General features: G+C 65.5%; 24 protein-coding genes. 14 read left to right on the top strand and 10 right to left on the bottom strand.

The features are described from left to right. Positions 1-28 precede the first annotated feature (28 nt). Genes CWS35_RS03335 through CWS35_RS03320 form a run of 4 tightly spaced genes read left to right on the top strand, consistent with a single transcriptional unit; the run spans position 29 to position 3,667 of the window. Positions 29-1,090, top strand: a complete 1,062-nt coding sequence (locus tag CWS35_RS03335) for an ABC transporter ATP-binding protein (protein ID WP_371412469.1) — start codon at positions 29-31, stop codon at positions 1,088-1,090. Then, positions 1,087-1,284: a hypothetical protein gene (locus tag CWS35_RS03330; RefSeq protein ID WP_024581643.1), complete on the top strand. Its 198-nt coding sequence runs from the start codon at positions 1,087-1,089 to the stop codon at positions 1,282-1,284. The genes CWS35_RS03335 and CWS35_RS03330 overlap by 4 nt, the downstream gene beginning before the upstream one ends. Continuing rightward, positions 1,281-2,693: an amidase gene (locus CWS35_RS03325; protein WP_100950762.1), complete on the top strand. Its 1,413-nt coding sequence runs from the start codon at positions 1,281-1,283 to the stop codon at positions 2,691-2,693. Before CWS35_RS03330 ends, CWS35_RS03325 begins: the two co-directional genes overlap by 4 nt. Beyond that, positions 2,690-3,667: an ABC transporter ATP-binding protein gene (locus CWS35_RS03320; RefSeq protein WP_100950760.1), complete on the top strand. Its 978-nt coding sequence runs from the start codon at positions 2,690-2,692 to the stop codon at positions 3,665-3,667. The genes CWS35_RS03325 and CWS35_RS03320 overlap by 4 nt, the downstream gene beginning before the upstream one ends. On the opposite strand, the gene CWS35_RS03315 is transcribed toward CWS35_RS03320, so the two are convergent. Continuing rightward, complete coding sequence (locus tag CWS35_RS03315; protein ID WP_100950758.1) at positions 3,664-4,572, bottom strand: LysR substrate-binding domain-containing protein; 909 nt, start codon at positions 4,570-4,572, stop codon at positions 3,664-3,666. The genes CWS35_RS03320 and CWS35_RS03315 overlap by 4 nt on opposite strands. Before the next feature lie 106 nt (positions 4,573-4,678). Between CWS35_RS03315 and CWS35_RS03310 the strand changes: the two genes are divergently transcribed. The 3 genes from CWS35_RS03310 to CWS35_RS03300 all read left to right on the top strand — a co-directional run bounded on the left by CWS35_RS03310 (position 4,679) and on the right by CWS35_RS03300 (position 8,663). Beyond that, a complete protein-coding gene (locus tag CWS35_RS03310) occupies positions 4,679-5,461 on the top strand; it encodes an acyl-CoA thioesterase domain-containing protein (protein WP_100950756.1) in 783 nt (260 codons plus the stop codon). Positions 5,462-5,604: 143 nt separating this feature from the next. Further along, positions 5,605-7,356: a type I secretion system permease/ATPase gene (locus CWS35_RS03305; RefSeq protein WP_100950754.1), complete on the top strand. Its 1,752-nt coding sequence runs from the start codon at positions 5,605-5,607 to the stop codon at positions 7,354-7,356. Next, the gene (locus CWS35_RS03300) at positions 7,353-8,663 is read left to right on the top strand and encodes an HlyD family type I secretion periplasmic adaptor subunit (RefSeq protein ID WP_024581649.1); all 1,311 of its coding nucleotides are present in this window, start codon (positions 7,353-7,355) and stop codon (positions 8,661-8,663) included. Before CWS35_RS03305 ends, CWS35_RS03300 begins: the two co-directional genes overlap by 4 nt. Before the next feature lie 154 nt (positions 8,664-8,817). Here CWS35_RS03300 and CWS35_RS03295 read toward each other — a convergent pair whose 3' ends face one another. Further along, positions 8,818-9,300, bottom strand: a complete 483-nt coding sequence (locus CWS35_RS03295; RefSeq protein ID WP_024581650.1) for a CinA family protein — start codon at positions 9,298-9,300, stop codon at positions 8,818-8,820. Positions 9,301-9,304: 4 nt separating this feature from the next. After that, the gene (locus tag CWS35_RS03290) at positions 9,305-10,276 is read right to left on the bottom strand and encodes an MBL fold metallo-hydrolase (protein WP_157817064.1); all 972 of its coding nucleotides are present in this window, start codon (positions 10,274-10,276) and stop codon (positions 9,305-9,307) included. 145 nt (positions 10,277-10,421) lie between these two features. On the opposite strand from CWS35_RS03290, the gene CWS35_RS03285 reads away from it, so the two are divergent. The 3 genes from CWS35_RS03285 to CWS35_RS03275 are packed head-to-tail and all read left to right on the top strand — an operon-like array spanning position 10,422 to position 13,077. Further along, positions 10,422-11,537 (top strand): amidohydrolase family protein, encoded by a 1,116-nt coding sequence (locus tag CWS35_RS03285; RefSeq protein WP_100950750.1) that lies wholly within the window; start codon positions 10,422-10,424, stop codon positions 11,535-11,537. Positions 11,538-11,552: 15 nt separating this feature from the next. Then, positions 11,553-12,662, top strand: a complete 1,110-nt coding sequence (locus tag CWS35_RS03280) for an amidohydrolase family protein (protein WP_024581653.1) — start codon at positions 11,553-11,555, stop codon at positions 12,660-12,662. Between the two features lies 1 nt (position 12,663). Then, complete coding sequence (locus CWS35_RS03275) at positions 12,664-13,077, top strand: Rieske (2Fe-2S) protein (protein ID WP_024581654.1); 414 nt, start codon at positions 12,664-12,666, stop codon at positions 13,075-13,077. A gap of 118 nt (positions 13,078-13,195) precedes the next feature. Here CWS35_RS03275 and tcuB read toward each other — a convergent pair whose 3' ends face one another. The 5 genes from tcuB to CWS35_RS03250 form a co-directional block, all read right to left on the bottom strand. Next, complete coding sequence (gene tcuB / locus CWS35_RS03270) at positions 13,196-14,299, bottom strand: tricarballylate utilization 4Fe-4S protein TcuB (protein WP_100950748.1); 1,104 nt, start codon at positions 14,297-14,299, stop codon at positions 13,196-13,198. A 13-nt stretch (positions 14,300-14,312) separates the two neighbouring features. Beyond that, complete coding sequence (locus tag CWS35_RS03265) at positions 14,313-15,344, bottom strand: esterase (protein WP_024581656.1); 1,032 nt, start codon at positions 15,342-15,344, stop codon at positions 14,313-14,315. A 23-nt stretch (positions 15,345-15,367) separates the two neighbouring features. Then, positions 15,368-16,768: an FAD-dependent tricarballylate dehydrogenase TcuA gene (tcuA, locus tag CWS35_RS03260; protein WP_210202759.1), complete on the bottom strand. Its 1,401-nt coding sequence runs from the start codon at positions 16,766-16,768 to the stop codon at positions 15,368-15,370. A 79-nt stretch (positions 16,769-16,847) separates the two neighbouring features. Then, positions 16,848-18,173 (bottom strand): MFS transporter, encoded by a 1,326-nt coding sequence (locus CWS35_RS03255; RefSeq protein ID WP_024581658.1) that lies wholly within the window; start codon positions 18,171-18,173, stop codon positions 16,848-16,850. 183 nt (positions 18,174-18,356) lie between these two features. Next, positions 18,357-19,256: a transcriptional regulator GcvA gene (locus CWS35_RS03250; RefSeq protein ID WP_100950746.1), complete on the bottom strand. Its 900-nt coding sequence runs from the start codon at positions 19,254-19,256 to the stop codon at positions 18,357-18,359. 118 nt (positions 19,257-19,374) lie between these two features. On the opposite strand from CWS35_RS03250, the gene CWS35_RS03245 reads away from it, so the two are divergent. Together CWS35_RS03245 and CWS35_RS03240 are read left to right on the top strand one after the other, a co-directional pair. Beyond that, positions 19,375-19,578 carry a DUF1127 domain-containing protein gene (locus CWS35_RS03245; RefSeq protein ID WP_024581660.1) on the top strand — a complete coding sequence of 68 codons (204 nt, stop codon included), beginning with the start codon at positions 19,375-19,377 and terminating at the stop codon, positions 19,576-19,578. Positions 19,579-19,647: 69 nt separating this feature from the next. Beyond that, a complete protein-coding gene (locus tag CWS35_RS03240) occupies positions 19,648-20,271 on the top strand; it encodes a GNAT family N-acetyltransferase (protein WP_100950745.1) in 624 nt (207 codons plus the stop codon). A 260-nt stretch (positions 20,272-20,531) separates the two neighbouring features. On the opposite strand, the gene CWS35_RS03235 is transcribed toward CWS35_RS03240, so the two are convergent. Together CWS35_RS03235 and CWS35_RS03230 are read right to left on the bottom strand one after the other, a co-directional pair. Beyond that, a complete protein-coding gene (locus tag CWS35_RS03235) occupies positions 20,532-21,362 on the bottom strand; it encodes an enoyl-CoA hydratase (RefSeq protein ID WP_024581662.1) in 831 nt (276 codons plus the stop codon). Between the two features lie 157 nt (positions 21,363-21,519). Then, positions 21,520-22,221 (bottom strand): SDR family oxidoreductase, encoded by a 702-nt coding sequence (locus CWS35_RS03230; protein WP_024581663.1) that lies wholly within the window; start codon positions 22,219-22,221, stop codon positions 21,520-21,522. Positions 22,222-22,292: 71 nt separating this feature from the next. Between CWS35_RS03230 and CWS35_RS03225 the strand changes: the two genes are divergently transcribed. Both CWS35_RS03225 and CWS35_RS03220 read left to right on the top strand, forming a co-directional pair. Beyond that, the gene (locus tag CWS35_RS03225; protein WP_100955980.1) at positions 22,293-24,074 is read left to right on the top strand and encodes an acyl-CoA dehydrogenase family protein; all 1,782 of its coding nucleotides are present in this window, start codon (positions 22,293-22,295) and stop codon (positions 24,072-24,074) included. 196 nt (positions 24,075-24,270) lie between these two features. Further along, the gene (locus CWS35_RS03220; protein ID WP_100950743.1) at positions 24,271-25,359 is read left to right on the top strand and encodes a Zn-dependent alcohol dehydrogenase; all 1,089 of its coding nucleotides are present in this window, start codon (positions 24,271-24,273) and stop codon (positions 25,357-25,359) included. Positions 25,360-25,373: the final 14 nt, after the last annotated feature.

Genomic DNA, 25,373 nt, shown 5'->3' with positions numbered 1-25,373 from the left:
TACCAGCGTGCTCGGTATGATCGACACAATGACCTCCATCGACATGTTGGAGCCGGTCGCCGACCTTGGCGGCGCCGCGCAGCCGCTGTTGCAGGTCAACGGGCTGACCAAGCACTTCCCGGTGCGCGGCGGGCTATTCAGCCCGCGCAAGACCGTGCGCGCCGTCGACGACGTCACCTTCGCGGTCATGAAGGGAGAGACCGTCGGCATCGTCGGCGAATCCGGCTGCGGCAAGTCGACCACGGCGCGGCTGCTGATGCACCTGATGCCCCGCGATGGCGGCGACATCATCTATGACGGACGGCAGGTCGGCCCGTCGCTCTCGCTGCGCGATCTGCGCCGCGGCGTGCAGATGGTGTTCCAGGACAGCTACGCCTCGCTCAACCCGCGCCTCACCATCGAGGAATCCATTGCCTTCGGACCGAAAGTCCATGGCATGGCCGATGATACGGCGCGCACGCTGGCGCGCGAACTGCTCGGCAAGGTCGGCCTGCGGCCGGAGATCTTTGCCAATCGCTATCCGCATGAGGTGTCCGGCGGCCAGCGCCAGCGCGTCAACATCGCCCGCGCACTGGCGCTGTCGCCGCGGCTCGTGATCCTCGACGAGGCGGTCTCGGCGCTCGACAAATCGGTCGAGGCGCAGGTGCTCAATCTGCTTGCCGACCTGAAGCGCGAATTCGGGTTGACTTATCTCTTCATCAGCCACGATCTCAATGTCGTGCGCTATATCTCCGACCGCGTGCTGGTGATGTATCTCGGCGAGGTCGTCGAACTCGGCCCGGTCGATGCGGTGTGGGATGCGCCGGCGCATCCCTATACCCGCGCGCTGCTGGCGGCGATGCCGTCATCGGATCCCGACAAGCGCACCGAGGTGCCGCCGATCTCCGGCGATCCGCCCAATCCGATCGATCCGCCGTCAGGATGCCGGTTTCACACCCGTTGTCCGTTTGCGGAGCCGCTCTGCGCAAACGACACGCCAAAACTCAGCGATCTCGATACAATGGGTCATCAAGCGGCATGCTACATGGCCATTCCTGGCTCGGGGCACAGCCGCGCGCCGGCAAAAGCAAAAGGAGAAAACGCGGCATGACCAGGCCCACACCCAAGGACGTCAAGGTGATCGCGCACGTCGCCGACGTGCCGGCCGATGACGAGGTCGCGAACCGCATCGCCAATTCGATCGGGCCGGCCTTCGACGGCTTTGCACCGATTGCCGGCACGCTGCCGTTCGATCTCGAACCCGCGAGCTTCCTGCTGGCGCAGATCGCAAAGGTGTCGAAATGAGCTCCGATCCGGCCCTGATGACGCTGACCGCGGTCGCCAAGGCGATCGCCGAGAAGAAGCTCTCCTCGCAAGAGGTGACGCGCGCCGTGCTGCATCGCATTGCCGAGTGGCAGCCGCGCCTCAACGCCTATATGGCGATCGAATCCGAACCGGCGCTCGCCGCGGCGGCCGAAGCCGACGCCGAACTCGCGAAGGGCAAGAGCCGCGGCGCACTGCATGGCGTGCCGCTGGCGCACAAGGACATGTATTACGACGCCGGCAAGGTCGTGACTTGCGGCTCGCTGATCCGCCGCGACTTCGTGCCGAAGACGACCGCGACCGCGTTGCAGCGGCTGAAGGATGCCGGCCAGGTCCGGCTCGGCTCGTTGCAGATGGTCGAGTTCGCGTTCGGGCCGACCGGCCACAACGTGCATTACGGCCCGGTGCGCAATCCCTGGAACACCGAGCACATCACCGGCGGTTCGTCGTCAGGCTCGGGCTCGGCGGTTGCTGCGCGTCTGACCTTCGCCGCGCTCGGCTCCGACACCGGTGGTTCGGTGCGCATGCCCGCGCATTTCTGCGGCGTCACCGGGCTCAAGACCACGGTCGGCCGTGTCAGCCGCGCCGGCGCGATGCCGCTGTCGCAGTCGCTCGATACCGTCGGCCCGCTGGCACAGACCGCGGAGGACTGCGCGCTGCTGCTCGGCCTGATGGCCGGTGCTGATCCCGAGGATCTGACGGCGTCGACGCAGCCGGTGCCGGACTATTTGGCAGCGACCGGCCAATCGCTGAAGGGTCTCAAGATCGGCGTCCCGACGGCGTTCTATGTCGACGACCTCGATCCCGAGGTGGCGCGCGTCCTCGACGAGACGGTGGCCACCCTCAAGAAGGAAGGCGCCGAGATCGTCAAGGTCGAGTTGCCGGATCAGCGTCAGCTCAGCGGCGCGTCGCAACTGGTGCTCGCGGCCGAGGCCGCCGCCTTCCACAAGCGCTGGATGATCGAGCGGCCGCAGGATTACGGCGCGCAGGTGCTGATGCGGTTGCAGAACGGCCTGACCATTCCCGCCGTCAGCTATCTCGAGGCGATGCGCTGGCGCGGACCCGCGCTGGCTGCGCACAATGCGGCGGTCACCGGGATCGATGCGGTCATCGCGCCGTCCTCGCCGGTGCCGGCGCCGACCATCGCCGAGAGCGATGTCGGCAACGGCCCGGGCGCGGAAGCCGTGATCCAGCGGCTGACCCGGTTCACCCGTCCGGTCAATTATCTCGGGGTGCCGTCGCTGACGATTCCCTCCGGCTTCACCAAAGCGGGGTTGCCGGTCGGCATGCAACTGATCGGTCGCTCCTTCGAGGAGGCGACGCTGCTCCGGATCGGCGCTGCGTTCCAGCGCGCGACCGATTTCCACGCCAAGGTACCCAAGCTCGCATGACCAATCTCGTCGAGATCAACAACCTCAACATCCGCTTCACCGGCGATCGCACGGTCCATGCCGTGAACGATCTCGGCCTGTCGCTCGGCGAAGGCGAGGTGTTGGGGCTGCTCGGCGAGTCCGGTTCCGGCAAGAGCGTGACCTTGCGCGCGCTGATGCGACTGTTGCCGCGGAAGCGCACGCAAATCTCCGGCAGCGTCAAGGTGCTGGGCCAGGAGGTGCTGGCGATGGACGACGACGCGCTGTCCGCGTTCCGCGGCCAGACCGTCTCGATGATCTTCCAGGAGCCGGCGCTGGCGCTCGATCCGGTCTACACCATCGGGCGTCAGATCGCCGAGACGGTGATGCGCCACGAGGGCAAGAGCGAGCGCGACGCCACCGCGCGTGCGCTCGAGATACTCGAAGTGGTGCGGATCCCCTCGGCGAAGCGACGGCTGGACTCCTATCCGCACGAGATGTCGGGCGGCATGCGGCAGCGCGCGATGATCGCGCTGGCGCTGGCCTGCAAGCCGAAGATCCTGCTCGCGGACGAGCCGACCACGGCGCTCGATGCCACCGTGCAGATCCAGATCCTGCTGCTGCTGCGCGAGTTGCAGCGGGAATTCGGCATGTCCGTCATCTTCGTCACCCATGACATCGGCGTCGCCATCGAGATCTGCGACCGCGTCGCGGTGATGTATGCCGGCCAGATCGTGGAGCAGGGTGCCTTGCGCGACATCGTGCGCACGCCGGCGCATCCCTATGCCAAGGGCCTGCTGGCCTCGACCATTCACGGCGCGATGCGCGGCCAGCGCCTCGAGACCATCCCGGGCACGCCGCCCTCACTCGATCAGGCGCCGGCCAGTTGCTCGTTCGCGCCGCGCTGCAAGTTCGCCGAGCAACGTTGCAGTGAGGGTTTGCCGCCGAGCGTGCAGGTCGCGCCCGGTCATTTGGCACGCTGCGTTCTGGCTGAGGCCGCCGCCGCGACGGTTTAGCTCGCGCGCGCGACGGCGTCCGCGATCCAGCGCCGCACGGCGGCGATCCGGCGGTCCCGGGCCTGTTCGGTGCGGGAGACCAGATAGATCGTCTCGTGATGCGTCGGCTCGAACGCGAACGGCGCCACCAGCCGCTTGCCGAAGCCCGGCCGTACCTTGATCAAGGGCGCCATCGCCAGCGCCACGCCGAGCCCGTGTTCGGCGGCTTCCAGCATCGCCGGCACGCTGTCGAGCCACAGATGCCCGCGCGGCGTGAGGTTCGGCAGCCCGGCCTCCTTCAGCCAGGCCGGCCATGCGCGCGGCTGGCTCGTGACATGGATCAGCACCTCGCGCGACAGGTCGGCGGGTGTCCGCAGCCCGCCTTTGACCAGCGCCGGCGTGCAGACAGCCAATCCCCTGACCTCCACCAGCGGCTCGACCTTCAGCCCGGTGGCGTGCTCCCGCCCGTAGCGGATCGCGACATCGACCCGGGAGCCGGAGAAGTCTGCATATTGATGGGTGGCCTCGATCCGCAGCGTCAGCTGCGGATGGCGCCGCTTGAACTCCGGCAGCGCCGGCAGCAGCACGGCGCTGGTGAAGAATGGCAACGAGCTGATCCATAGCTCGCCGCTGGCTTGGCCGCGTTGCCGCAGCATGTCGCGGCTCGCCTCCTGCAACGTCGCCAGCGCGGCCGACACCTTTGCCAGATAGCATGCGCCGTCGTCGGTCAGTCGCACCGAGCGCGCGCCGCGGACGAACAGTCTGGTGCCGAACTGCTCTTCCAGCCCGCGGATCTGGTGGCTGATCGCCGAAGGGCTCAGCGACAGGTCGCGCGCGGCGCGCCGGAAGCTCAATTGCGTTGCCGCGCGCTCGAAGGCGAGCAATGCCGCAAGCGGCGGGATCGCCCGAGGGTCCGGGGCGTCCAATGGGTGAATTCTGTTCACCTCGAGTGATGAATGGCCTTTTGTCATGACCATCATTCTTGGCCCAGAATGCCCGAACGCTCAATCCTGCTCACCTTGGGAATCTGCCTTGGCCATCTTCGAACCGCTCGCCGCGCCGCATCACTGGAAACCTGCCGCGCTGGCGGCAGGGCCGTTCGCAGGCCTCCAGGGCGGCGCGGTCGCGAGCCTGTTGACCGCCGAGGTCGAGGCCTTGGCAGAATCGCGCAATTGGGGCTCCGCGATCTCGGCGGCGGCCTGGTTCCTGCGGCCGACCCCGATGGCCGAGCTGCGCACGCGGATCAGCGTCGTGACGGAGGGCGGCCGGGTCAGCGTCGTCGACAACACGCTGTGGCCGGCGGGCGAAGAGCGGCCCTGCGCGACGGTGCGCGTCACGCTGTCGCGCGAACGCGCGGTCGCGATCCCGGGCTTTCGTGAACAGGCGACCGAAGCCGTCGATCCGCTGCAATTTCCGTTGCGGAACCTGCACGCCGTGCATGGCCGCAGCTGGTTCATGGATGCCATGGAAGCTCGCGCCGGCGATGACGCGGCCTGGTTCCGGATGCATCACGGCGTGATCGAAGGGGCCGGCCCGCTGGCGCGGGTGCTGGGTCCGGCGGACTGGACCCATGGCATCGCCCGCCCGGTCCATAACGTCGTCGCCGACCCCAATCCGAACCTCGCCGTTCAGTTGTTCAGGCCACCGCGCGGCGACTGGGTCGGCGTTCGGGCCGAGAGCCGCTGGCGTCCCGAGGCGGGGCTCGGTGTCGGGAGCGGTGTGCTGCTCGATGTGGATGGCGAGATCGGCCGGGTCTCGATGTCGGTCATTCTCGTGCCCTATCCGAGAAGTCCGGCAGACGCCGCGGCCGGCTAGCCCTGGTTATTCCGTCAAACCTCTGTGCCATAACGAAAATAGGTCGCGAACCATCTCCGGTTTGGCGCGACTTAAATAGACGATGGCCACAAACGTCGGTACAACGTGGTCATTACCTAACCGTTTGCAGAGACAATACATTAATGGCAGGTGCGCCCGCTGTCCGGCGTTCCGAACTGGCTGAGGCGCTGCGCGCATGCCGCGGTGCCTTCGTCGGTGTCGGCCTCATCAGTTGCATGATCAACCTGTTGTACCTGACAGGTTCGATGTTCATGCTGCAGGTCTACGACCGGGTGCTGCCGAGCCGCAGCGTGCCGACCCTGGTCGGTCTCGTGGTCATCGCCGCGGTGCTGTACATCGCCCAGGGCGTGCTCGACCTGCTGCGCGGACGGATCCTCGGCCGCGTCGGCACCTCGCTCGACGAGGCGCTCAATGCGCGGGTGTTCGACACCGTCGTGCGGCTGCCGCTGATCGCTGGCAATCGCAGCGAGGGGTTGCAGCCGTTGCGCGACCTCGACAATGTGCGCTCCTTCCTGGGCAGCATGGGCCCCGGCGCGTTCTTCGACCTGCCATGGCTGCCGTTCTACCTGGCGATCTGCTTCGCGTTCCACTGGCTGCTCGGCGTCACCGCGCTGGCCGGCGCCATCATTCTGGTGACGCTGACGCTGATCACCGAATACATGTCGCGCACGCCGGCCAAGGAGGCGATGTCGCTGGCGGCGCGGCGCAACGATCTCGCCGCCTCCAGCCGCCGCAATGCCGAGGTGCTCGTCGCGATGGGCATGGCCGGGCGGATGAACAAGCGCTGGAACGAGGCCAACGAGGAATATCTGTCCGGCAACCAGCATGCGAGCGACGTCACCGGCGGGCTCGGTGCGGTCGCCAAGGTGCTGCGCATGATGTTGCAGTCCGCGGTGCTCGCGGTCGGCGCCTATCTCGTGATCCATCAGGAGGCCACCGGCGGCATCATCATCGCCGGCTCGATCCTGAGCGCGCGGGCGCTGGCGCCGGTCGATCTCGCGATCGCGCATTGGAAAGGGTTCGTCGCGGCGCGGCAGAGCTGGCAGCGGCTCAACCGACTGTTGCAGCAGCTGCCGGCGCGGCCCGCGCAGACGCTGTTGCAGGCGCCGCAGAAGAAGCTCTCGGTCGAAGCCGTGACCATGGTCGCGCCGGGCGACCAGCGCGCCATCGTGCAGGACGTCTCCTTTACCGTCGAAGCCGGCAGCGGGGTCGGCGTGATCGGCCCGAGCGGCTCCGGCAAATCGTCGCTGATCCGCGCGCTGGTCGGCGTCTGGACACCGGCGCGCGGCAAGGTGCGGCTCGACGGCGCCGCGCTCGATCAATGGTCGTCGGACGAACTCGGTCGCCATGTCGGCTATCTGCCGCAGGACGTCGAGCTGTTCGCCGGCACCGTGGCGCAGAACATCTGCCGGTTCGATCCCGACGCCACGTCGGACGGCATCATCGCGGCGGCCAAGGAAGCCGGCGTGCACGAGATGATCATCAAGATGCGCGAAGGCTATGACACCCAGGTCGGCGAACAGGGTACTGCGCTCTCCGCCGGCCAGGCCCAGCGTGTCGCGCTGGCGCGTGCGCTTTACGGCAATCCGTTCCTGATCGTGCTGGACGAGCCGAACTCCAACCTCGACAGCGAGGGCGACGAGGCATTGACCCGCGCGGTGCGCGGCGCCCGTGAGCGTGGCGCCGTCGTCGTGGTGGTCGCGCACCGGCCGATCGGCATCGAGGGCGTCGATCAGCTGCTGGTGCTCAAGGACGGCCGCATGCAGACCTTCGGGCCGAAGGAGACCGTGCTGGCGCAGGTGTTGCAGCGCGTTGCGCCGCCGGTACCGACGCCGATCAAGATCGTCGCCGATGCGGGGCACGCCAAGCCATGACGGAGCAACCGCGCAACGCGCATCTCTCGATCCGCAAGCACCTCATTGTCGGGCTCGCCGTGGTGCTCGTTCTCGGCGGCGGTGTCGGCGGCTGGGCCGCCACGGTGCCGATCTCGGGCGCCTTGATCGCGCCGGGCTCGGTGGTCGTCGAATCCAACGTCAAGAAGGTGCAGCATCCGACCGGCGGCGTGGTCGGCGAGGTCCGGGTGCGTGACGGCGACGTGGTCAAGGCGGGCGATATCGTGGTGCGTCTCGACGAGACGGTCGTGAAGGCGAGCCTTGCGATCGTGGTCAAGACGCTGAACGGTCTCTATGCCCGCGCCGCCCGGCTCGAGGCCGAGCAGCAGGGCCGCGACAAGATCGCATTTCCGCAGCAACTGCTCGATCAGGCCGGCGATCCCGACGTTCGCGACATCATGGCGAGCGAAACCAAGCTGTTCGAGGTCCGCGTCAACGGCCGCACCGGCCAGAAGGCGCAACTGCGCGAACGCGTCACCCAGCTCAACGAGGAGATCTCCGGCTTGCAGGCGCAGGAAGCCGCCAAGGACAAGGAGATCGCGCTGGTGCAGCAGGAGCTGGTCGGCGTCCGCCAGCTCTACGAGCAGCATCTGGTGCAGCTCACCCGCCTGACCACGCTGGAGCGCGACGCGGCGCGGCTCTCCGGCGAGCGCGCGCAATACATCGCCTCGCGCGCCCAGGCCAAGGGCAAGATCACCGAGACCGAGTTGCAGATCATCCAGGTCGACAAGGACATGCTGTCCGAGGTCTCGAAGGATCTGCGCGAGACCAACGACAAGATCGGCGAGTTCGTCGAGCGCAAGGTGACGGCGGAAGACCAGCTCCGCCGCGTCGATATCCGCGCGCCACAGGACGGCGTGGTGCTGCAATCCACCGTTCATACCGTCGGCGGCGTCATCACCGCGGGTGACGCCATCATGATGATCGTGCCGAAGGCCGACGACCTGTCGGTCGAGGCCAAGGTCAATCCGCAGGACATCGACAAATTGCAGGTCGGGCAGAAGACATTGCTGCGGCTCTCCGCTTTCAACCAGCGTACCACGCCGGAGCTGAACGGCGTCGTGACCCGCGTCTCCGCCGATGTCACCACCGACCAGCGCACCGGGCAGAGCTACTACACCATCCGCGTCTCGATGCCGCCGGAGGAGGTCGCGCGCCTCGGCAGCGAGGTGAAGATCATCCCGGGCATGCCGGTGGAGGCCTTCGTGCAGACCGGCGACCGCACCATGCTGTCCTACCTGATGAAGCCGATGAGCGACCAGTTCATGCGCTCGTTCCGCGAGAAGTGAGGACTGGCCCGGCTGCTTCCTCGCGTCGTCCCTGCGAAAGCAAAGACCCATTACCACAGGATTGAGTTGTTGGAGCGCGCTGTGGCCCCAACCATGTTTAACAACATCTAGCGGTGGTTATGGGTCCCGGCCTGCGCCGGGACGACGGCGGAAACTACGGTGACAGATTCCTCAGCAACAACTCTAGCGCCGCTTTCGCGAACGCCTGCATGTTGGCCTGCCGGTCACCGCTTCCGGTTTCCAGCGTGATCACTTGCTGCTTGGGGCCTGCCACCGCCATGCAGCTATGGCCGGCGGCATCGCCGTAGCGGTTGCCGGTCGGGCCGGCCGCGCCGGTCTCCGACAATCCCCAGTCGGTCGAAAGCCGCTCTCGGATCTGGCGCGCCAGCAATTGCGCATAAGGCTCCGACGACGAGCGCAGACCACGCATCGCATCATCGGAAATGTCCATCAGCGTACGTCGTGCGTCGCGGGTGTAGATCACGCCGCCGCCGAGGAAATAGGCCGACGCACCGGGCACCGCCAGCAGCGCGGCCGAGATCAGCCCGCCGGTGGATGATTCTGCGACCGCAATGGTCTGCTTGTTCGCGATCAGTTTTGCTGCGACCTGTTCGGCGACAGCGCTCAGCTCTTTCATCTCGTCAACTCCGGTGCAGGATGCGTTTCAGCAGCGGCTTCTTCTCGGCGGGCTTGTCGGCCAGCGAGTGATAGACCACGCGAATGAAATTGCTGCTCGCCAGTTCGCTCAGCGCCCATTTGGCGTCGAGATCGGCAAACGGCTTGGCCGCGACCACCTCGTCCTCGCTCTTGCCGTCCTTGACGAGTTTCGCCATGCGATCGCGCGCCGTAGCCAGCATGGTGCGATAGGCTTGCAGCGCCGCCTTGTCCGCGATCGGGCCGTGGCCCGGCACGATCCGGCTCCGCGCATTGGTGAGCTTCAGATAAGTGTCGGCGGCGGCGATCATGCCGTTGATATTGCCGCCATTGGCGAAGTCGATGTTGGGATAGCGGCCGTTGGTGAAGGTGTCGCCGGTCGCCAGCACATTGGCGGTCTTGAACCAGACATAGGTGTCGCCGTCGGTATGGGCGTTGGCAATATGCTTGAGGTCGGCGACGCGGCCGGGCATCCGGATCTTGTAACGGCCGGTATAGGTCTTGGCCGGCAGTGCTTCCGGCGCTGCCGGCGGCGTCTTCACGCCGGTGAGGCCGTTGGTGGTCCCTGCCGCCAGCCGTGTCTTGACGTTGACCTCGGAGACGATGATGGCGCCATCCTTTGCGAACGGCGCGTTGCCGCCGGTGTGGTCGCCATGGAAATGCGTGTTGATCAGGTATTTGACCGGCAGCGGCGAGATCGTCGCGATCGCGGCCTTGATCTTGTCGTGCAGCGGCGCGAACTCGCTGTCGACCATGATGATGCCGTCCCTGGCGGTTGCCACCGTGATGTTCCCGCCCTGGCCTTCGAGCATGTAGATGCCGTCCCCGAGATCGGTGGTCTTGATCTCGACCTTGGAGAAGTCCGGCGCCGGCGGTGCGGCCGGCGGGCTCTGCTGGGCCAGTGCCAGGCCGGAGAGCGCGAGGGCGGCGGCAAGCGTCGTCAATCCGGTCCGAATCATCGCGAGATCTCCCTCATCGCGGCCCATGTTTTCCTAGCACACGGCCACGCCGTTTGCGCAAGTTGCGGGTCCGGGGTGAGCCTGCTTCAATATCGGCAAGGAACCAAGCGGCGTCGTCGAACAAGATGCCGTGAGAGGAAACATCATGACGTCGCCGATCGCGCGCGGCGTGGATTGCGATCTGCATCCCGCCGTGCCTCATCTCACCAGCCTGCTGCCCTATATGAACGATTACTGGCGCGACCAGGTGACGACGCGCGGCATGACCGATCTGCTCTCGCAATCCTATCCGGTCAATTCGCCGATCTCGTCGCGGCCGGACTGGCGTCCTGCGCAGGGCAAGCCGGGCTCGAGCCTTGCGGACATGCAGCGGCAGGCGCTCGACAAGTTTGGCACGGCCCATGGCATCTGCAATCCGCTCTACGGCGTGCAGATGGTGTTCTCCGAGGATATGGCCGACGCCTTCTGCCGCGCATTGAACGACTGGCTGGCCAAGGAATGGCTCGACAAGGACGATCGCCTGCGCGGCTCGATCGTGATTCCCGTGCAGAGCATCCCGAAGGCGGTCGCCGAGATCGAGCGCTGTGCGCAGGATAAGCGCTTCGTGCAGGTCTTGATGCTCGTGATGGGCGACATGCCGCTCGGCAAGCGCCATTACTGGCCGATCTACGCCGCGGCTGAACGGCTCGGCCTGCCGATCGGGGTCCATGCCGGCAGCGCCTATCACAACCCGCCAAGCTCGGTCGGCTGGGGCTCCTATCACATCGAGGACTATGTCGCGCAGGCACAGGCGTTCCAGACCCAGCTCACCAGCCTGATCGTCGAGGGCGTGTTCGCGCGCCACCCTGCCTTGAAAATGGTGATGCTGGAATCCGGCTTCACCTGGCTGCCGCCGTTCCTGTGGCGGCTGCACAAGTTCTGGCGCGGCGTCCGGATGGAAACGCCGTGGGTCGACCGCGCGCCGCTTGAGATTGTGCGTAGCAACATCCGCTTTTCGCTGCAACCGGTCGACGCGCCGCCGGAAGGCGATACGCTGAACCGGCTGTTCGACCATATGCAGTCGGACGAATTGATCCTATTCTCCACGGACTATCCGCATTGGCAGTTCGATGGTGACGAGGTGCTGCCGCAGGGGTTGTCGCCTGACCTGGTCCGCAAGATCATGATCGACAATCCGCATGCGACTTATCCGCGCCTGAAGGTGGGGCATGATCCCGAAAAATCGCCGCCGGTTGTCGGACAAGATCATGCCCAGAACTGAAGAGGAGACGACGCAATGAACGTTCAGATTCGTGAGCGCCCGGAAGCGGCATCGTCAACCAGCATCAAGACCGCGATCGCCGATTGCGACATCCATCCGGCGCGGGCGACCAACGATGAGCTTTACCCATTCCTTGCCAAGCGCTGGCACGCGCATCTCGAAACCTTCGGCGTTCATGCCTATCAGGGCATGATGGGCGGCCCGCCCTATCCGAAGGCGCAGCCGAATGCCTCGCGCCGCGACGCCTATCCGCCGGAAGGCGGACCGCAGGGCTCGTCGCTGTCCTTCATGCAGAAGCAGCATCTCGATCCCAACAATGTCGCGCTCGGCGTGCTCAACCCGCTCAACACCGGGCAGGGCATCCGCAACCAGGAGCTCGCCGGGGCGATCTGCTCAGCGATCAACGATTGGCAGATCGAGAAGTGGACAGCCAAGGATTCGCGGCTGAAGGGATCGGTGGTCGTCGCCAATGAGGACGGCGTGTCGGCCGCAGCCGAGATCCGCAAGCGCGCCGGCGACAGTAATTTCGTCCAGGTGCTGCTGCTCAGCCGCAATGTCGAGCCGCTCGGCCAGCGCCGTTACTGGCCGATCTATGAGGCGGCGCAGGAGGCTGGCCTGCCGATCGGCGTGCACGCCTTCGGCTTCGGCGGCAACCCGATCACCGCCTCCGGCTGGCCGAGCTTCTATATCGAAGAAATGGTCGGGCATTCGCAATGCCAGCAGACCGTGCTGGCGAGCCTGGTGCTCGAGGGCGTGTTCGAGCGCTTCCCGAAACTGAAGATGGTGATGGTCGAGGCCGGGTTCGGCTGGGCGCCGTCGCTGGCCTGGCGGCTCGACAAGGTGTTCGGCCGCCTGCATGCCGAGGTGCCGCATCTGAAGCGCAAGCCATCGGAGTACATCCGCGACCACATCTGGTGGACCACGCAGCCGATGGAAGACCCGGAGAGCCGTGACCATCTGTTCCAGATCATCGAGTGGATCGGCTGGGACCGGCTGTTGTTCGCGACCGACTATCCGCATTGGGACTTCGACGAGCCGTCGCGCGTGCTGCCGGCCGGTGTCAGCGACGCCCACAAGCAGGCGTTCTATCTCGACAATGCCAAGCAGCTTTACGGTGTCTCATAAGATGGTGCGTCATGTGATTGCCCCGGTGGATGAACTGCCGCCGGGTTCGCGAAAGCTGGTCGAGATCGACGGGCGGCCGATCGCGGTCTTCAACGTCAAGGGCGAGTTCTTCGGCCTGCTGAACCGCTGCCCGCATCAGGGCGCCTCGCTGTGCGAGGGGCCGCTGATCGGGCTGGCGTCGTCATCGGACCCCGGCGAGATCGAATACACCAAGCTCGGCGAGATCCTGCGCTGCCCCTGGCATGGCTGGGAGTTCGATCTCCGCACCGGCCAATCCTATTGCGATCCGCGCCGTTTTCGCGTCCGTGCCTATCCGGTCAATGTCGAGCCCGGCACCAATGTGGTGAAAGGCCCGTACGTCGCCGAGACCATCAAGGTGGCGGTGGAGAGCGACTACGTGGTGGTCGATCTGTAGGCCACTCGTCATTCCGGGGCGCCGCGAAGCGGCGAGCCCGGAATCCATTTCTACGCTTGTCTTGTGGCTCGATGGATTCCGGGCTCGTGCTGCGCGCGCCCCGGAATGACGGAAGAGGTTATTCCGCCATCATCTGCCGTTCCCGCGCGTAGCGCACCAGCGCGACGAAGCGGTAGATGCCGTGCACGAATTTCCCGTAGGGCATCGTGATGAACAGCGCAAACACCACGCCGAGATGCAGCGCCAGCAGCGGACCCATCGCGGCGCTCTCGCGCCACAGCAGCAAGGCAAGGCCGGTGATGCTGGTCAGGAACAGCATCAGGATGAAGGCGGTGTCCATGCCCATGGCCTGCTCGTCGACCAGCACGCGGTCGCGCTTCCATTTCTCCGACAGGAGCCCGATCGGGCCGATCACGAGCCCGATGCCGCCGAGCGTGCCGAGCACCACCGGCAGGTCCCACCACGCATAGGGCGCCTCGCGCGCCAGCAGGTAGTGATAGAGCGTGCCGACGCAGGTCGCGGCGAAGCACAGCGCGAAGCCGTAGAAGGTGAAGTGGTGATACAGCTTGCGGCGATCGGTCGGATGGTCGTCCTCGTTGAAGCACCCGACGCCGCCACCGTCGAGATAGCGCAGCTCGCCGGCGTCGCGGATCGCCTGCAACAGCGCCCTCGCATCCGTCTTCATGCCAATGGGCTCGCCGATATCGCGCCAGAAGGCGCGCACGCCCATCGCCAGCGCCAGGATCGCGTAGAGCAAAGCGAGGCCGAACAACAGTGCCATCGCGTTGTGCGGCATCAGTTTGTAGAACGCGCCCGGACCGGTGTGGATGCCCATCAGAACGCTGACGTCGTTGATCGCGGCGAAGCCGAAGATGAAGGCTGCGACGCTGAGTGCTGTGATCACGCTGATCACCAGGCCATTGCGCGCGAACGCGCCGGAGAAGGCGCGCGGCCAGGCATAGGCGGCGTAGGATTCGGCGCGCGCCACCGCGAGTGTCTTCGGGACGTTGACGTTGAATTCGTGCGGCGGCGAGAACTGGCAATCGGTGTAGCAGGCGCCGCAGGAATGGCAGAGATTGGCGAGATAGTTGAGGTCGCCGTCGGAGAAGGCGCGGCGCATCTCCATCGCGGGAAACACCGCGCACAGGCCCTCGCAATAACGGCAGGAATTGCACACCGTCATCAGACGGTCGGCCTCCTGCAATGTCCTCGTCCCGTGCATCGCGCGCTGGTTCCTATCGTTTAGTCAGCCCTTTGCCTTCCAGCCATGTCTGGATCAGGCCGGCGACCTCGGCATTGTTCTTGTCCATCATCATCATGTGCGAATTGCCCTTGATCCCGACCTTGGGCAGGTCGACCACATCGACGCTGCCGCCGGCGGCGCGAATGGCGTCGGCGAAGGCACCGCCGGTGGCGCGGATCTTCGGCCAGCGCGAATCGCGCTCGATGAAGTCGCCATAGACCATCAGGGTCGGGATGTTCTTGAGCGCGTCGACCTTGGCGGGATCGCCGACGCCGGCCGGCTCGATCGCGATCAGCGCCTTGACCTTGTCGGGACGCGCCTGCGCGACCTTGAAGCCGAACGAGCCGGCCTGGCTGTGGAACAGGATGATGCAGGGACCGACGCGGTCGATCTCGGCGATATAGGCCGCGATCGTCGCGTCGTCGGTCGTGGTCCAGCGCGGCACGTTCTGCTTGACGAAGTTCTCGTAGCCCTCGTTCGGGAATTGGCTCCCCGGCATCAGCTTGCGTTTGGCCGGATCGGGGTCGTAGGAGCCGGGGCCGTCGCCAATCCGGAAGCGCTCGAATGGATTGGCGGTGGTCAGAAACACCGGCTCGCCCTTGAAGATGTCGGGATATTGCGCCCAGCCGGCGCGGCCGCGCTCGACCGCGTCCGAGTTGTAGACGCTCCAGCCCTTGCGCAGGAAGTAGTTCAGCCAGCCCTCGCGGCCATCGGGCGTCGTTTCATAGGTGACGCCGGTCAGGCCGCCGCCGTGCCACAGCAGCAGCGGATAGGCGCCCCTTTCATTTTGCGGCAGGAAGTACTGCACATACATCTGTTCGACCTGGTAGGTGCCGTTCGGATCGACCTTCGCCGGCACGCCGCCGGGCGTGAAGGTGACCTCCTTCACCGGCTTGCCCGTGATCTCGACCAGGCGGCCACCGACATGGAACGAGCCCATGTCGCGCAGCGCGATCGGCTCGGCTGCGTGTGCGGTGGCCGAGGTCATCAGGACAGCGGCGGCGACGATCGCAAGGCGTGGCATGGCTGCTTCCTCATCTCGCGCTGTCAGTTCCGCGCATTCTTCGCCGCTTCCCGTCCGGCGACGCGGCCGAACACGCTGCCGATGGTCATGCCGATGCCGGCGGCGTAGCCTTTGCCGAGCACGTTGCCGGCCATGATCTCGCCGGCGGCGAACATGTTGGCCGACGGCTTGCCGTCCTTCATCAGCATCCGCGCCTGCTTGTTCACGCGGGTGCCGAGATACGTGAAGGTGATGCCGGGCCGCACCGGATAGGCGAGATAGGGCGGCGTCTCGATCTTGCGGGCCCAATGCGTCTTCGCCGGCGTGATGCCTTCGGTACGGCAGTCGTCGAGGATGGTGTGGTCGAAGGTGCCGGGCCGCACCGCGGCGTTGAACTCGGTGATGGTCTTTTCCAGCGCGGCGGCATCGAGCTCGAGCTTGCCGGCGAGCTCGGCAATCGTCGCGCCCGCGATCGGCGGAAACAGCGTCGGCATGAAGCTCGTGACGACCGTCGAATCGAAGATGATGTAGGCGATCTGGTCGGGCTGCGCCGCGACCAGGCGGCCCCAGATCGCATAGCGCTTCGGCCAGATGTCCTCACCCTCGTCGTAGAAGCGCTCGGCGTGCTTGTTGACGACGATGCCAAACACCACGGAGTCGTGGCGGGTGATGATGCCGCCGTCGAATTTCGGCGCGCGGGCGTCGATCGCCACCGCATGGCACTGCGTCGGATCGCCGATCTCCTGCACGCCCTTGGCCAGCAGCATCTTGAGGATCGCGCCGCGATTATACGGCGTGCCGCGGATCAGGAAGTTGTCGGCGGCCTCGCCCCAATATTGCTTCAGCCATTCGATGTTGGCTTCGAAACCGCCGGCGGCCGCGACCAGCGTCGAGGCCCGCACCTCGGTCTTGCCGCCGACCGGCTGCTTGAGCTGCGCCGACAGGAACATGCCGTGCTCGATCACGAGGTCGATCACCTCGGCATTGTAGAGGATGTCGACGCCGAGCTGCTCGGCGGTGCGATAGAGCGCGTTGAGCATCGCGCGGCCGCCGCCGAGGAAGAACGAGTTGGTGCGGCCGAGACTCAAGGTGCCGCCGAGTGAGGGCTGCCAGCGCACGCCCTGTTCGACGATCCAGTTCAAGATGTCCTTGGACTCGTGGATCATGAAGCGGGCCAGTTCCTCGTCGGTCTGGCCGCCGGTCACCAGCAGCAAATCCTTCCAGAACTCCTCCTCGGTATAGGGGCCGGTGAGGATCTCGGTCGCAGCGTCATGGGCGCAGCGCATGTTGCGGGTGTGGCGGGTGTTGCCGCCGCGGTAGAATTTCGGAGCACCTTCCAGCACCAGCACCGAGGCGCCGGCGCGCCGTGCGCTGATCGCAGCGCATAAGGCGGCGTTGCCGCCGCCGATCACCAGCACGTCGAACCTGCGCGTCAGATCAACCATGCGCTCTTGTGATCGTTGTTGGCATGGAAAGCAACATGCCGGGGCAGGCGATCGGCCTGCCCCAATTGCATGCGGAGCATCAGGCCGCGACCGTCTTGCGCTCCTCGATGGTCTGGCCGCCGCGGTAGACGATCAGCGCGGCGACGATGCCGAGCGCCGCGCCGAACATCAGCCAGTACGCCGGCGATGCCTTGTCCTGCCCGGTCATTGCGATCAGCTTGGTTGCCACGAACGGGGTTGAGGTGCCGAAGATGCCCGCTGCCAGCGCGAACGCGATCGAGAAGCAGGTGGTGCGGACATGCGCCGGCACGATCTCGACTAGGCATCCCAGCATGGTGCCGCTGTAGACGCCGAAATAGAACGAGAACATCATCTGCACCGCCAGCAGTTTCCCGAGCGTGGGCTCATGCGCCAGCCATGACAGCGCCGGGTAGGCGGTCACGAACGACAGACCCGCGATCGCGAGCAGCACCGGCTTGCGGCCGATCCGGTCGGACAGCGCGCCGCCGACCGGATTCCAGATGAAATTCGTCACCGCGACCAGCAGGGTCACCAGCAGGGTCCCGGACGCCGACAGGTGCAGCTCCTTACCGAAGCCGGGCGCATACACCGTGATGAAGTAGAACGTCGTGGTGGTCAGAACCGCGATCATCATGCCGAGGATGACGATGCGCCAGTTTTCGATCGCCGATGCGAACACTTCGCTCGGCGTCGGATGCTTCTTCATGGCCAGGAAGGCCGGGGTTTCCTCGAGCGAGCGCCGCAACGCGAAGATCACGGGAATGATGAGGCAGCCGATGAAGAACGGGATGCGCCACTTCGCAACGCCGCCGAGCGTATCCAGGAAGGTGTCACCAGGTATTACCTCACGCAACACGTATCCAATGATCGCAGCGACGAAGATTGCGACCTGCTGGCTGGACGATTGAAACGAGGTGTAGAAGCCCCGGTTGCCGGGCGTCGCGATTTCGGAGAGATAGACGGAGACGCCGCCCAGTTCGACGCCGGCGGAAAATCCCTGGATCAGCCGTCCGATTAGCACGATGATCGTCGCGGCAATGCCGATGGATGCGTAGGGCGGGCAGAACGCGATCACCACCGTGCCGAGCGCCATCAGCGCCAGTGTCACGATCAGGCCCTGGCGGCGGCCGATACGGTCGATGTAGGAGCCGAGCACGATTGCGCCCACCGGGCGCATCAGTGCGCCGAGCCAGAACACGCCATAGGCATTGAGCAGCGCCGCGGTCTCGTTCTGGGCGGGAAAGAACGCCTTTGCGATGTCCTGCGCATAGAAGCCGAACAGGAAGAAATCGAATTGCTCGAGGAAATTGCCGCTGGTCGCGCGCAGGATCGCGCCGAGACGTGACTTGATTTGCGGAATTTGCGATGGACTCGACTGCGACATAACGGCCTTTCCTCCCCGTGGCAAAATCGGCCGGCGCAAATTGTTTCGCCGGCGAAGGCAGTTAACTGCCGTATGCGGCAATTTGGCACGGCTGTCCGGCGCGACCAACCTGAAATCACGCCGCCGCCATCGGAAAAAAGCCGTAGATCGAAATCGCCGGAGCGCCTGCGCGCGAAGAAGGCGTCAGGGCGCTGTATGCGCGGCAGCGCCGAGCCAGGACCGGAACGCCGAGAGCTTTGCCGCGTCGGGGCGTCCCTGCGGCGAGACCAGATAGAAGCCGGCATCGGCGGGCAGCGCGATCTTGAAGGGAACCACGAGGCGGCCCTTGGTGATGTCGTCCTGCACATAGGAGGTGCGGCCCATCGCGACGCCGATGCCGTCGATCGCGGCCTGGATGGTGACGAACAGGATGTCGAAGGTAATGCCCGGCTGCTTGGACACGTCGGTCGGAAGGCCCGCCGCGGTCAGCCACAGCCGCCAGTCGTCGCTGTTGGCGTTGCCGGTGTGCAGCAGCACGTGGTCCCTGAGGTCCTCAGGAGATTTGAGCGGCTTGTTGCCTTGCAGCAGCGACGGGCTGCACACCGGAAACAGCTCGTCCGCCATCAGCCAGTCCGCGCGCAGCCCCGCCCATTGGCCGCGGCCATAGCGGATCGCGGCGTCGACCTTGTCGCGCTGGAAGTCGACCAGGCTGGTCGAGGTGGTGATGCGGACGTCGATCCCGGGATGCGCCTCCTGGAACGCCGACAGCCGCGGCAGCAGCCATTTGGCCGCGAGCGATGCCAGCGTCGAGACGGTGAGCACGTGGTCGTCGTCCCGCCGCAGCAGCCGGTCGGTCGCCAGCCTGAGGTCGTTGAACGCGGCGCGGACGCCGGGAAGGTATTCAGTAGCCTCCGGTGTCAGGCTCAGCGAGCGGTTCTGGCGGATGAACAGGCGGACGCCGAGTTCTTCCTCGAGCCGCCGGATCTGATGGCTGATCGCGGTCTGCGTCACGTTCAGTTCGGACGCCGCCAGCGTGAAGCTCATGTGTCGCGACGCGGCCTCGAAGGCCCTCAGGCCGTTCAGTGAAGGCAGCCGGCTGGTCATCCCTTCAATGCCTCCAAATACATGACTTTAATTCATGCGAAGCAGTACAAAGTGTCGTTTGTGAACGGACCGAATAGCTCCGATATTCCTGCCAACAGGTTACCGATAGGAGCCGCAAATGTCCATTTTCACGCATGAATCGATGACAAATCATCATACGCCGGGGCTGCTGAATCAGGTCAGCGACACGATCCATGTCTGGTGGGATCGTTACGAGCGCCGCCGCGAACTGTCGCAGTGGACCGAGCGTGATCTGCACGACATCGGCATGTCCCGCAGCGACATCGCTTTCGAAACCGAGAAGCCGTTCTGGCGGGCCTGAGAAGGACGCCTTCGCTGGCGCCGCCTCAATGAGGGACGCCGGCCAATTTCTTCGCCCGAGGAGCGTGTCATGACTGCGCTGCGTCTCGATGATCTGAAGCAATACTCCGATGTGCTGCGCGCCAAGGACGGCAGCGAGATCAAGGTGCGCTTCGTCGAGCCGCGCGACCGCGAGGAGCTGCAGAGCTACATCCGTTCGCTCTCCGCGAGTTCCCGTTACAACCGCTTCCTGGGCGCGTTGAGCGAGCTGCCGAAGACGGAGCTCGAGCGCTTCATCCATGTCGGCGAGGCTGACCGGTTCACGGTGGTCGCGACGATGCTGGTCGATGGTTTCGAGACCATCGTCGGCGAAGCGCGCTACGCCTTCCATGCCGATACGTCGAGCGTCGAGTTCGGCCTGTCGATCGATGACCGGTGGCAGGGCCACGGCATTGGCAAGGCACTGTTGAAGAATCTCGAGTGCCGCGCGGCGTCCTTCGGAGCCGAGCGCATCTTTGGCGACACGTTGCGTTCCAATGCCAGCATGATCGGCCTCGCTCGCAAGTCCGACTACGCCTTTATGCAAAGCCCCGGCGACTGGAAGCTGGTGCGCTTCGCGAAAGAGCTCCACGTCGAGCCGCAAGACATTCCATGTGCCAGCTGGCGGCTTGCCGCCACTTCCCGCTCGGCCGCGATGTCCTCGCTTGCGGTTTGACTGACTAGGCCCGGTTCTGGCCTCCCCAGAACCGGGCCCTTTCTTTCTCTGCCTTCACCGCTTGCTCCGCTGCCGCCTCTCCCCTTGTGGGAGAGGCCGCAGTGCATGCAGCGCAGCGGAATGCGCTGCGGGTGAGGGGTGCAGTCTCGCGGCAGGCTCGTCCTCACGGAGGGGCTTGAACCCCTCACCCGGATTGCATCTTTCGATGCAATCCGACCTCTCCCACAAAACGGAGAGGTGATTTCGAGGGCGCTATGCGCTCAATTCCCTTTAAACACCGGCTTGCGCTTCTCGATGAAGGCCTGCACCGCCTCCTTGTGATCGGCGGTCGTGGTGAGGCGGATCAGGCGCTCGGCCTCGTGGTCGCGCGCGGTGGCGAAATCGAATTGCAGCGCCTCGTCGAGATTGTCCTTCATGTAGCGCAGCGCCAGGGTCGGGCCCTCGGCCATCGACTTCGCCAGCGCGAACGCCTCGTCGTGCAGCGCCTCGTCCGGCACCACGCGGTTGACGAGGCCGATCTGTTCGCACCTCGTCGCATCGACCTTCTCGGAGGTGAACATCAGCTCGCGGGCGCGCGAGGTGCCGACCAGCCGCGTCAACAGCCAGGCCATGCCGTAATCGCCGCTCAGCGCCACGCGCAGATAGCCGGTCGAGACGAAGGCGGATTGTGCGGCGATCCGGATGTCGCAGGCCATCGCGATCGCGAGGCCGGCGCCGACCGCGGGGCCGGGCAGCGCCGCAATGGTCGGCTTGCGCACCGAGGCGAGCGCGCCGGTGAGCAGGCGCTGGCGCTCCTGCAAATCCGCGACCTTGTCCTCATAGGACATTTCGAGCTTCTTCGGGTCGCGATTGGCACCCATGCCCTTGACGTTGCCGCCGGCGCAGAACGCCTTGCCGGCGCCGGTGACCAGCAGCACGCCGACCTCGGGGTTCTCGCCGCAGGTCCGGATCATCGTGCGCAGCGCGGGCGTCAGCGTGTCCGACAGCGAGTTGCGGGCGTCGGGGCGGTTCAGCGTGATGATGGCGACGCGGTCGCGGATCACGCAGAGCAGTTCGTCGGTGCCGGTTTCGATCTTGATTTCGGTGGTCATGGTTCCTTCCCCTGTTCGTCGTCATTGCGAGGCGCAAAGCGCCGAAGCAACCCATGTCGCCGCTCGTGATGGCATGGATTGCTTCGCTCCGCTCGCAATGATGGATGCGGCGGATTGTTGTGGGCGACGTTACGCCCGTTGCATGATCTTCGTCATCTCAAAACTTCTCAACCCAGGGCCGCAATTCCAGCTCCCAGGTCCAGGCGCTGCGCGGTTGTTGCAGCACATTCCAGTAGCTCAAGGCAATCGCGTCGGGATCGAGCATCGAGTCCGGCTTGTCGACGGGCTCGGTGCGCGCGGCGCTGCGGATGCCGCCGTCGATCACGAAATGCGCGACATGGATGCCCTGTGGCGACAATTCGCGCGCCATGCTCTGCGCAAGACCGCGCAGCGCGAATTTGCCCATCGCGAATGGCGCCGATTGCGCATAGCCCTTGACGCTGGCGGAGGCACCGGTGAACAGGATCGCGCCCTTCTTGTTGGGGACCATGCGTTTCGCCGCCTCCTGCGCCACCAGGAAGCCGCCGAACGCCGACACCGCGATCGCCTGCTCGACCTCGGAGGGCACGAGTTCGACGAAGGGTCCGCGCGATCGGCCGGAAGCATTGTAGACCACGAGATCCGGAGTTCCGATTTCACGCTCGACGAGGCCGAACAGGCGTTCGACCTCCTCGGCCTTGGTGGCATCGCAAGCATAGGCCTTCGCGCCGGTCTCGGTGCAGAGCGCGCCGAGCTTCTCGATGCTGCGGGCGCCCAGCGCCACCCGAATTCCCTCTCGCGAAAATAGCCGCGTGAGCGAGGCGCTGAGGCCCTCGCCGGCGCCGACGATCAGGGCGATCTTGTACTTCGGAATATCCATTGGGCTTTCCTTTGCTCGGCCGGAGGAGGATAGTCGTGCCCAAACAAATGAGCACCGAAGCCGGGAATTCAATGCAGCAGCATACGCAGGATCTGACCTCGTCGCCCACCAGCCAGCCGGGCCTGCTGGCGCCCGACACGACGGGAATGAATTTCTACCGCGCCGATCCCGCGCTGACCGATCTTCTCAAGCTGCATTTGCCCGAGGCCTTGTTCCGCCACATCGAGCCGCATCTCGACCGGCTCGGCGGATTGGCCGGCGGCCATCTCGATGAATGCGCGCGGCTCGCCGATCGCCATACGCCAGTGCTGCACCAGCGCGACAAGTTCGGCCGCGACGTCCAGACCATCGAATATCATCCGGCCTATCGCGAGATCGAGAACGCCGCGTTCGGCGAGTTCGGCATCCACGCGCTGTCGATCCGCAAGGGCATCATGGGCTGGCCCGACAAATACCCCGTGGTCGCCAAGCATGCCTTCACCTTCCTGTTCAACCAGACCGAATTCGGCATGGGTTGCCCGATCAACGTCACCGACGGTTGCGCCAAGCTGCTGAATAATTTCGGCAGCGAGGCGTTGAAGGCGAAATATCTCGACGGCCTGACCCAGACCGACATGAGCAGACTGACCCAGGGCGGCCAGTTCATGACCGAGAAGGAAGGCGGCTCCGACGTCGGCACGCTGACCACGCGCGCGGTGCAGGAGGGCGATCACTGGCGGCTCTATGGCGAGAAATGGTTCTGCTCGAATGCCGATGCCAAGGTAGTGATGCTGCTGGCGCGCCCCGAGGGCGCGGGGCCGGGCACCAAAGGCGTCGGCCTGTTCCTGATGCCGCGCTTCCTCGACGACGGCTCGCAGAACCACTACCGGATCGTGCGCTTGAAGGACAAGCTCGGCACCCGCTCGATGGCTTCCGGCGAGATCAAGTTCGATGGCGCGATCGCCTATGCGGTCGGCAAGCTCGACCGCGGCTTCGTGCAGATGGCCGAGATGGTCAATTCGTCGCGACTGTCCAATGGCGTGAAATCGACCGCGCTGATGCGCCGTGCCTGGCACGATGCCATCACCGTGGCGCGGAACCGCGTGGTGTTCGGCCAGCGCATCATCGATCTGCCGCTGGCGCGGCGGCAATTGATGAAGATCATGCTGCCGACCGAGCAGGCGCTGTCGATGAGCTTCCTCACCGCGGATGCGCTCGACCGCGCCGAGGCCGGCAGCCAGGACGCCGCGGCGCTGCTCCGCATCCTGACTCCGACGTTGAAATTCCGCGCCACCCGTGACGCCCGAAAAGTCTGCGGCGATGCCATGGAGATGCGCGGCGGCATCGGCTACATCGAGGAATTCGTCACGCCGCGCCTGCTGCGCGATGCGCACCTCGGCTCGATCTGGGAGGGCACCGGCAACATCGTCGCAATCGATGCGCTGAAGCGCGCAGTCGGACGCCATGGCGCCGACAACGCGCTCGCCGCCGATCTGCATGCGCGGCTCGATGACAGCGCCAATGTGCCGCAGGCCTGGCGCAACCGGCTGCGCGAGCTCAGCGACCGCGCGATCGCGTTTGCCCGCGAGGTCGCAGGCCGCATCGACAATGAGGGCGATGCGCGGCGTGCCACCAGCCTGCTCTATCATGTCGCAAGCGCCGTCGCGCTGGCCTGGGAAGGTGGCCGCATTCATGAGATGCGCGGCGATGCACGCCGGCTGTTGTTGTCGCGGATGGTGATCGATCACCGCGTGATGCCGGGCGATCCGTTCCGGCTTGCGGAAAATACCGTTCAGCGCCGGATCACCGAGCATCTGCTCGGTGATCGCGCGATCGGCATGGCCGAGGTTGGCGAATTGCTTGTCGCAGCGTAGGCTCGCAGTGGCCGCTCACGCAGTCTCACCTCTCCCGCAGGGAGAGGTCGGATCGCGTCAGCGATCCGGGTGAGGGGTAGTGCTCTGTCGATAGGCCCGAACCCCTCACCCGGACCGCATCTTCGATGCGCTCCGACCTCTCCCTGCGGGAGAGGTGGAGAGCGTGCGTAACAAAAAAACATGAGAGGAAATTCCGATGAAGGCCGCCGTTCTGCATGAAGTCAATCAGCCGCTGGTGATCGAGGATGTCAGCGTGCCCAATCCCGGGCCGCGCGAGGTCCTGATCCGCACCGCGGTCGCGGGCCTCTGCCATTCCGACCTGCACTTCATGGAAGGACTTTACCCGCACCCACTGCCGGCGGTGCTCGGCCATGAATCGGCCGGCGTGGTCGAGAAGGTCGGCTCCGACGTCAATTACGTGAAGCCCGGCGATCACGTCGTCACCTGTCTCTCGGTGTTCTGCGGCACCTGCGATAATTGCACCACTGGCCGCACCGTGCTGTGCACCGACACCACGGTGAAGATGCTGCCTGGCGCCTCCAACCGGCTGTCCTGGGGCCGGAAGGAGAAGCTCAACCAGTTCCTCAATCTGTCGTCCTTTGCCGAGCAGATGCTGGTGCACGAGAACGCCATCGTGAAGATCAAGAAGGAGATGCCGCTCGATCTCGCCGCGCTGATCGGCTGCGGCGTCATCACCGGCTACGGCGCCGTGGTGAATACCGCGAAGGTCACCGCGGGTGAGACCGTGGCGGTGATCGGCTGCGGCGGCGTCGGCATGGCCGCGATCAACGGCGCGCAGATCGCGGGCGCCGGCCGTATCATCGCGATCGACACCAATCCGGCCAAGCTGCAACTCGCGACCAAGCTTGGCGCCACCGACATCGTCGATCCGGCCCGCGGCGACGTGGTGCAGCAGGTGCGCGAACTCACCGGCGGCGGTGTGCATCACTCCTTCGAGGTGCTCGGCCGCAAGGACACCGCCGAGCAGGCCTTCGGCATGCTCGCCGCGGGCGGCACCGCGACCATCGTCGGCATGATCCCGTTCGGCCAGAAGATCGAGCTGCACGGCTTCGACTTCCTGCGCGAGCGCCGCATCCAGGGCTCGTCGATGGGCTCGAATCATTTCCGCGTCGACATGCCGCGCCTGGTCGACTTCTACATGCGCGGCAAGCTGCATCTGGAAGACTGGATCTCGGCCAAGCTGAAGCTCTCCGAGATCAACGAGGGTTTTGCCAACATGAAAGCCGGCAAGACGCTGCGCAGCGTGATCATGTTCGACAGCTAAATTTGCGTCGTCCC

It is taken from the genome of Bradyrhizobium sp. SK17, assembly GCF_002831585.1.
Taxonomy (GTDB): Bacteria; Pseudomonadota; Alphaproteobacteria; order Rhizobiales; family Xanthobacteraceae; genus Bradyrhizobium.
This window is presented reverse-complemented; position numbering and strand designations above follow the sequence as displayed.

Bases quoted from the DNA above. Each gene is read 5' to 3' on its own strand.
- CWS35_RS03265 (WP_024581656.1), bottom strand. From the start codon at position 15,344: ATGCCACGCCTTGCGATCGTCGCCGCCGCTGTCCTGATGACCTCGGCC.
- CWS35_RS03305 (WP_100950754.1), top strand. From the start codon at position 5,605: ATGGCAGGTGCGCCCGCTGTCCGGCGTTCCGAACTGGCTGAGGCGCTG.
- CWS35_RS03325 (WP_100950762.1), top strand. From the start codon at position 1,281: ATGAGCTCCGATCCGGCCCTGATGACGCTGACCGCGGTCGCCAAGGCG.
- CWS35_RS03235 (WP_024581662.1), bottom strand. From the start codon at position 21,362: ATGACCACCGAAATCAAGATCGAAACCGGCACCGACGAACTGCTCTGC.
- tcuB (WP_100950748.1), bottom strand. From the start codon at position 14,299: ATGCACGGGACGAGGACATTGCAGGAGGCCGACCGTCTGATGACGGTG.
- CWS35_RS03280 (WP_024581653.1), top strand. From the start codon at position 11,553: ATGAACGTTCAGATTCGTGAGCGCCCGGAAGCGGCATCGTCAACCAGC.
- CWS35_RS03275 (WP_024581654.1), top strand. From the start codon at position 12,664: ATGGTGCGTCATGTGATTGCCCCGGTGGATGAACTGCCGCCGGGTTCG.
- CWS35_RS03295 (WP_024581650.1), bottom strand. From the start codon at position 9,300: ATGAAAGAGCTGAGCGCTGTCGCCGAACAGGTCGCAGCAAAACTGATC.
- CWS35_RS03290 (WP_157817064.1), bottom strand. From the start codon at position 10,276: ATGATTCGGACCGGATTGACGACGCTTGCCGCCGCCCTCGCGCTCTCC.
- CWS35_RS03330 (WP_024581643.1), top strand. From the start codon at position 1,087: ATGACCAGGCCCACACCCAAGGACGTCAAGGTGATCGCGCACGTCGCC.
- tcuA (WP_210202759.1), bottom strand. From the start codon at position 16,768: ATGGTTGATCTGACGCGCAGGTTCGACGTGCTGGTGATCGGCGGCGGC.
- CWS35_RS03320 (WP_100950760.1), top strand. From the start codon at position 2,690: ATGACCAATCTCGTCGAGATCAACAACCTCAACATCCGCTTCACCGGC.
- CWS35_RS03230 (WP_024581663.1), bottom strand. From the start codon at position 22,221: ATGGATATTCCGAAGTACAAGATCGCCCTGATCGTCGGCGCCGGCGAG.
- CWS35_RS03255 (WP_024581658.1), bottom strand. From the start codon at position 18,173: ATGTCGCAGTCGAGTCCATCGCAAATTCCGCAAATCAAGTCACGTCTC.
- CWS35_RS03335 (WP_371412469.1), top strand. From the start codon at position 29: ATGACCTCCATCGACATGTTGGAGCCGGTCGCCGACCTTGGCGGCGCC.
- CWS35_RS03220 (WP_100950743.1), top strand. From the start codon at position 24,271: ATGAAGGCCGCCGTTCTGCATGAAGTCAATCAGCCGCTGGTGATCGAG.
- CWS35_RS03250 (WP_100950746.1), bottom strand. From the start codon at position 19,256: ATGACCAGCCGGCTGCCTTCACTGAACGGCCTGAGGGCCTTCGAGGCC.
- CWS35_RS03300 (WP_024581649.1), top strand. From the start codon at position 7,353: ATGACGGAGCAACCGCGCAACGCGCATCTCTCGATCCGCAAGCACCTC.
- CWS35_RS03225 (WP_100955980.1), top strand. From the start codon at position 22,293: ATGCAGCAGCATACGCAGGATCTGACCTCGTCGCCCACCAGCCAGCCG.
- CWS35_RS03240 (WP_100950745.1), top strand. From the start codon at position 19,648: ATGACTGCGCTGCGTCTCGATGATCTGAAGCAATACTCCGATGTGCTG.
- CWS35_RS03245 (WP_024581660.1), top strand. From the start codon at position 19,375: ATGTCCATTTTCACGCATGAATCGATGACAAATCATCATACGCCGGGG.
- CWS35_RS03285 (WP_100950750.1), top strand. From the start codon at position 10,422: ATGACGTCGCCGATCGCGCGCGGCGTGGATTGCGATCTGCATCCCGCC.